This is a genomic window from Lysinibacillus sp. NPDC097868 (assembly GCF_044761135.1).
Lineage (GTDB): Bacteria > Bacillota > Bacilli > Bacillales_A > Planococcaceae > Lysinibacillus.
The window spans coordinates 23,732-30,056 of record NZ_JBIWBS010000002.1 but is presented as its reverse complement, the minus strand read 5'-3'; the positions used below and the strand labels follow the sequence as shown (position 1 = coordinate 30,056).

Here is a 6,325-nt window from a genome sequence, read left to right as displayed (position 1 = left end):
CATTTTGCATAGCGGGAAAAATGCCATCAATCTAACACGTTTTTTTGCAATGTCGTTGGTGTCCGCTACGGCGGTTGCTTTCCGCGGGCACACCGTAAGTCGCAACCCTCGCTAACGCGCGGTCTGTTGCGTCTTACGCTGTGTGCTGTTCCCGCAGGAGTCACCGCCTACGCTGCCATCAACTAGTGCATTCTTCTAATTTTTTATTGCAAAAGTAAGAATAGCTAAGGCTTCATCCATTTTGCATAGCGGATAAGCTAACAGTTTGTTTCTCTTTTAAAAATTTTAATGATTTGTCCCGGCCACGTTTATTTATTACCTACTGGCCGCTGCCTTCGGTCAATCCATGCTTTACTGCATAGAGTGCGGCTTGTGTCCGATCTTGTACTTGTAGCTTCGTGAAAATATTGGAAATATGCGTTTTTACTGTTTTTTCAGTAACAAATAATGATGATGCAATTTCTCGGTTACTTTTTCCCTTTGTAAGCTCTGCAAGTACGTCTTGCTCACGTGGAGTTAGCGGATTTAAAACATGTAGTGCATTTTCTGATTCTTGGCGATCCATCTCCAGTGTTGAAGTTGCTTCTGGATGTAATGTGTGTTCACCCTGCATAATACGGCGAATCGATGATACTAACTCATCTGGTTCAATATCCTTTAGCTGATATCCCGCTGCCCCAGCTTCCATCGCTGGCACAACATGATCTCGATCAGAGAAGCTCGTTAACATTAAAATTTCGATGTGTGGAAACTTAGATTTTATGCGCTTCGTTGCTTGAATACCATCCATTTCAGGCATTACTAAATCCATTAAGATAATATCTGGCTGTATGCTTTCAGCTAGCGCGACTGCTTCCACACCATTTTTCGCTTCCCCCACAACCTCAATATCTTTCTGTGTCTTTAAAAAAAATAATAATCCTCGTCGGACTACATGATGATCATCTGCAATTAGTACACGAATCATTTTTATTCCCCCCTCAATATGGCAAGCGGATTAGCAGCTCCGTTCCCTTGCCAATTTCGCTAACCCAGTCAGCTGTACCCCCCACCGATTTAGCTCGATCTTTTATCGATTGTAAGCCTATCGAAAGGAGCTTTGTATTATGGTCAATAACAAACCCTCGTCCCTCATCACGAATGACTAATAATATATCAGTAGCTGTTACCGTAATATAAAGTGCCGCTTCGAGTACACCAGCATGGCGACGCACATTATTAAGCGCCTCTTGTGCTACACGGAACAGTGTTTCTTCTATACGAGATGGAAATTGTAAAACACCAGATACGGTTACATGTAGCTTTAATCCGAGCATTTCAGCATACACTTTTATCGCTTCTAACAGTCCATTCTCTAAACCTTTTGGTCGCAGTTGCCAAATGAGTGCACGCATTTCTGTTAAAGCATCTTGTGTTAAATGCTGTATCTCCTTAAATGTTTCCTTTACCTCAGTGTCGTTACTCATCTCAATGCCAGCCCTCGCCGTTAATGTTACGGAGAAAAGAAGCTGATTAACAGAATCATGTAAGTCCCGCGCCAGACGATTACGCTCCTTCACTAATGCCATTTCCTGCTCCTGCTTTGTCAATAATATACGCTTAATGGCAGAGCCCATTTGAAAGGCAACCGATTCCAGTAATGCTAGCTCTTCTTCTGAAAAACGCACCGTATTCTTTGATGCTACATTCAAAACACCAAATCGTTCCTGGCCAGATTGCAGAGGGACCGTTGCATGATGTGTAATTCCTTCGTGATCGCCAACATTTGCAGCAATTGCACTTTCGATACGTTGACATTCAATAATATTAGAAGCTTTTTTTAATTCTTCATTTCGATAACGGGATACACACCAGCAGCCTCCCTTTTTTAAGTAGTGGCAATTTTTATGTTCAAGTGCCTCTGGTAAATTTTCATGGACAACAAGCTCTGATCGTCCCTTTTCATCAATAAAAAATATCCAGCCCGTTTCAAAATTTGTACCATTTAAAAACTTTACAAGCGCGCCTTTTAAGGTAGTGATTATTTCTGTTTCTTCATTCAGTAACTCAGCAATTTCTTTTAAAATACTAATATTGGAGTGCTCGTTCTCTCTCACAAAAACACCTCTTTTTATTGGCATTACTTATTTTAATGATAACATTTCCAAGTCAAAGGTGTCTGCCTAAGCCGTTCATACTTTAGACTGAATTTCCATTGTTTTTTATTTGTAATTGTTTGAACGTACTGACTAGGAGCAATAGAGAAACTCTTTAATTGAAACATTTTACTTCTAAATTCAAAACACATATAATCGTAACAAGTACATCGTTATCATAAAGGGAGTTTTTATATGTCAAAAAAAGAGGAAAATAGCTTATTGTTTATTTGGATTGTCTCTGTCGTTGCAACACTAGGCTCACTATATTTTTCTGAGTTTCGTCACTACGAGCCTTGTAAAATGTGTTGGATTCAACGTATTTTTATGTATCCAATAGCAATAATGACCACTATTGCCTTTATTCAAAAAAATCCACGCATAGCTGTAACAACGGCAGTATTCGCCGTTATAGGTGGCTCTGTATCACTTTATCATTATGGGATTCAGAAACTAAGCTTCTTAGCTGCTTCTGCTCCTTCTTGTGGCGCCGTATCTTGCACGGGTCAATACATAAACTGGCTTGGTTTCATTACAATCCCGTTTTTAGCATTAACAGCGTTTATTTTAATTGCAGGCGCAAGCTTCTATTTAATCAAAACGTTAAAAACTGCAAAATAATGTAACAAGAACGATAAGTACGTTTTTAGCTTTAACATAATGTCCGACAAAAAATTCGCGATTTGCCTGTGGGATAGCGATTCAAGCCAGATTATCCAGTGGCTTTAACATCTGGTATCTTGTGAATCGTCCTTCTGCAGAAAGGGAGCGGATTTTTTTGTACTAAAATCTTAAAAAATGAGCAAGGGTGCTTCGATAGCCCTCATTCTACGGAGGAAAATAGATGTTTCAATATGAAATAAAAGACAATAATACAACGGTCGAGGAGCTGCTACGTAATCATTGGCGACTAGGCAAAAAGTTAGTTCACGAATTACGTATGGAAAAGGCAGTCACTTCACTTGATGGAGAACCACTACTATGGAAGGAGCCACTTCCAGCAGGAACACTCATTAAATTTTCATTTCCTATTCCTGCCTCTAGCTATAAACCGACACCTGTTTGTGCGATTGATGTTGTGTATGAAGATGATCACTGTTTAATTGTTTCTAAACCAAAGGGCATGTCCACTCATCCTAATGACGACCGCGATACTCACACTTGTATGAATCATGTAATGGCATATATGAAAGAACAAGGTCGAGACTATGCAGAGCATGTTCATCGCCTTGATAAAGGGACAGAGGGTTTACTTTTAGTTGCAAAGCATCCACTGGCAAAATCAATTTTTGATCGTATGATTGAAGAAAAAACTATTATTCGTACGTACGCTGCAGAGGTGCAAGGAAATCTCCGTACTACATCGGGGACTATCGCTGAGTCTATTGGTAAAGACCGCCATCACCCAACACGACGTGTCGTATCAAACACAGGTCAACATGCTGTAACACACTATGAAGTTGTTGCACGCTATAAACATTCTTGTGTTGTCCACCTTGTTTTAGAAACAGGTCGTACACACCAAATTCGTGTACACATGGCACATATCGGTCATCCTATTATCGGAGATACGATGTATGGCGCGCGCGAAACAGCTAGCGATGATTATGAATTACATGCTATTCAATTGGAATTTGAACACCCATTTTTAAATAAATTAATTATAGTAAAAGACAAAGAATAGGTACAAAGAAGCAGTACAAACCAAAGTCATGGTTTGTACTTTTTTTTATGGAAAAAATTACTTTATAATAGATTTAGTGATTATAAGCTGTTTCAACTTAATCCGTTTTTTGGTTTTTCTTCTATTTAAAGTATAAATTTACGAATTCATATTTTCTTCATCTATTTTTTACAATAATTTTAATATTGATTTTCCAATATTGGTAATGACGATAGATTTCTTTCATGTTAGAATAGAGTAAATTGTCAGTCATCTGACATATAAATGAGGGAGGAAATCATTATTATGAAATGGGTTAAAAGTATTGCGGCAACAACTCTAGTTGCAAGTTTACTAGCTACACCTGGATTTGCTGCACATGCGGCAGAATCTGCGCCAACTGCTACAAAGGACGGTTTCAATTTAACAATTCTGCACTCTAATGACACACATGCACACGTTGAGGCAGCACCACAACGAGCAACAAAAATAAAAGAATTACGTGCTGCTAATGCAAACTCATTACTATTAGATGCAGGGGACGTATTCTCTGGTACTCTATACTTCAATCAATTCACTGGAGAGGTTGATATGAAGTTAATGAACTTAATGGGCTACGATGCTATGACATTTGGTAACCATGAGTTCGATTTAGGATCAAGCCCAGAAGGACATGCCGCTCTTGCAAATTTTGTTAAAGGTGCAGAATTCCCATTACTAGGCGGTAACCTAGATTTCTCAAAGGATCCATTATTTGATGGCTTACAATTCAAAACAGTTGCAGAAGATTTCCAAAACGGCAAAATCTATAACGGTATTATTAAAGATATAGATGGAGAAAAAGTTGGTATTTTCGGCTTAACAACTGAAGAAACACCTTCAATTTCAAGTGTTGCAAACGTACAATTTGCTAACTACATCGACTCTGCGAAAAAAGCAGTAGCAGATTTTGAAAAAAAAGGCGTAAATAAAATTATTGCTCTTACACACATTGGCTTTGATGACTCTAAAGACTTCGATAATGACCAATTACTTGCAGCAGCAGTAGAAGGAATCGATGTAATCGTTGGCGGTCATACACATACTAAATTAGATAAAGCTGTGAAAGCAGAAACATCATTCAAAAACCCAACAATTATCGTACAAACTGGTCAATACAGCGAAAACTTAGGGGAGCTTGATTTAACATTTGATGATAACGGTGCTGTTGTTGAATACTTCGGCCAATTACATGCTTTAAATGATAAAGAAAATCCTGTAGCAGCAGACGCTGAAGCAGCTAAATTATTAGCACCATATAGTGCCAAAATCGAAGCAGTTAAACAACAATCAACAGGCAACACTGCTGTTACAGAACTTGATGGTAAACGTGGACTTTGGGGTGTTCGTGCTGGTGAAACGAATCTAGGTAACGTTATTACAGACGGTATGCTTGCTGGAGCTAAAAAGATTGACCCAGAAGTACAATTCGCATTCCAAAACGGTGGCGGTATCCGTGCGAGCATTGACGCAGGAGATATCACTGTTGGTGAAGTAATGACAGTAATGCCTTTCGGTAATGCACTTGGTATCGTAAAATTAACTGGTACAGAACTCTATGAAATTGCTGAACATAGTGTTAAAGAGTTCCCGAAAGAATCAGGTGGCTTCCTACATTTCTCTGGCCTACAAGTAGAATTTGATGGTAAAGCCCCAGCTGGCAAACGCGTTAAATCTATTAAATTAAATGGTAAAGAGCTTGATAAAGCAGCTTACTATAAAGGTGCAACAAACACATTCACTGCTAAAGGTGGCGACGGCTATGAAACACTAGCAAAAGCTTACGCAGACGGCCGTGTAAGTGAACCTGGTACAATTGACTTTGAAATGTTTATCGATCATTTAAACACACTTAAAAAAGTAGACGCTAAAGTGGAAGGTCGCATTATCGCTACAATTCCATTTACTGATATTGCAAAAGGCTCTGAAACTGAAGGTTACGTTCGTGATCTTTACTACCGTGATTTAACTCAAGGTACATCTGCAACAACATATTCACCAAATGCTAACTTAACTCGTGCACAAGCTGCATCATTTATTGCTCGTGTATTAAAACTTGAAGCAAAAGGTGAAGCAACATTCTCAGATATTACTAGTTTAGAAGCAGCGACACAAAAAGAGATTACTGCACTTGCAGAAGCAGGAATTGTACAAGGTCAAAATGGCAAATTCAATCCTACAGCAAAAGTAACTCGTTCTCAGCTTGCTTTAATGTTTGCACGTGCTTATAACTTACAACATGATGCAAAAACTGGATTAACTGCTGATTTCAGCGATATTTCTAAATACAATGAAGAAACACAAAACGCTATCGCCCTTATGCAAGATTTAAAAATTGCTAGCGGTTCAAATGGCAAATTCATGCCAAATAACAATGCTACACGTGCACATATGGCAAAAATGCTTTCAAACTACATTCCTTATGTAAAAGAATCTAAATAATACTACACAAAATCCCGCTTCAATAAGTTTGATAGCGGGATTTTCT

5 protein-coding genes are annotated in these 6,325 nt (G+C 38.6%); 3 read left to right on the top strand and 2 right to left on the bottom strand.

Going from position 1 to position 6,325, the window contains the following annotated elements; all coding sequences use genetic code 11:
- Positions 1-319: 319 nt before the first annotated feature.
- Positions 320-967, bottom strand: a complete 648-nt coding sequence (locus tag ACIQXJ_RS14960) for a response regulator (protein ID WP_340822407.1) — start codon at positions 965-967, stop codon at positions 320-322.
- A gap of 13 nt (positions 968-980) precedes the next feature.
- Complete coding sequence (locus ACIQXJ_RS14955; protein ID WP_340822406.1) at positions 981-2,096, bottom strand: GAF domain-containing sensor histidine kinase; 1,116 nt, start codon at positions 2,094-2,096, stop codon at positions 981-983.
- A 234-nt stretch (positions 2,097-2,330) separates the two neighbouring features.
- Between ACIQXJ_RS14955 and ACIQXJ_RS14950 the strand changes: the two genes are divergently transcribed.
- The 3 genes from ACIQXJ_RS14950 to ACIQXJ_RS14940 all read left to right on the top strand — a co-directional run bounded on the left by ACIQXJ_RS14950 (position 2,331) and on the right by ACIQXJ_RS14940 (position 6,279).
- On the top strand, positions 2,331-2,756 hold the full coding sequence (locus ACIQXJ_RS14950; RefSeq protein WP_401014346.1) for a disulfide oxidoreductase: 426 nt from the start codon (positions 2,331-2,333) through the stop codon (positions 2,754-2,756).
- Positions 2,757-2,979: 223 nt separating this feature from the next.
- Positions 2,980-3,819 (top strand): RluA family pseudouridine synthase, encoded by an 840-nt coding sequence (locus ACIQXJ_RS14945; protein WP_403055523.1) that lies wholly within the window; start codon positions 2,980-2,982, stop codon positions 3,817-3,819.
- A 285-nt stretch (positions 3,820-4,104) separates the two neighbouring features.
- Positions 4,105-6,279, top strand: coding sequence for a 5'-nucleotidase C-terminal domain-containing protein (locus ACIQXJ_RS14940; protein WP_403055525.1), 2,175 nt, complete (start codon positions 4,105-4,107; stop codon positions 6,277-6,279).
- The last annotated feature ends 46 nt before the right edge of the window (positions 6,280-6,325 follow it).

Coding starts and splice junctions, on each gene's coding strand:
- ACIQXJ_RS14960 (WP_340822407.1), bottom strand. CDS start 967: ATGATTCGTGTACTAATTGCAGATGATCATCATGTAGTCCGACGAGGA.
- ACIQXJ_RS14950 (WP_401014346.1), top strand. CDS start 2,331: ATGTCAAAAAAAGAGGAAAATAGCTTATTGTTTATTTGGATTGTCTCT.
- ACIQXJ_RS14945 (WP_403055523.1), top strand. CDS start 2,980: ATGTTTCAATATGAAATAAAAGACAATAATACAACGGTCGAGGAGCTG.
- ACIQXJ_RS14940 (WP_403055525.1), top strand. CDS start 4,105: ATGAAATGGGTTAAAAGTATTGCGGCAACAACTCTAGTTGCAAGTTTA.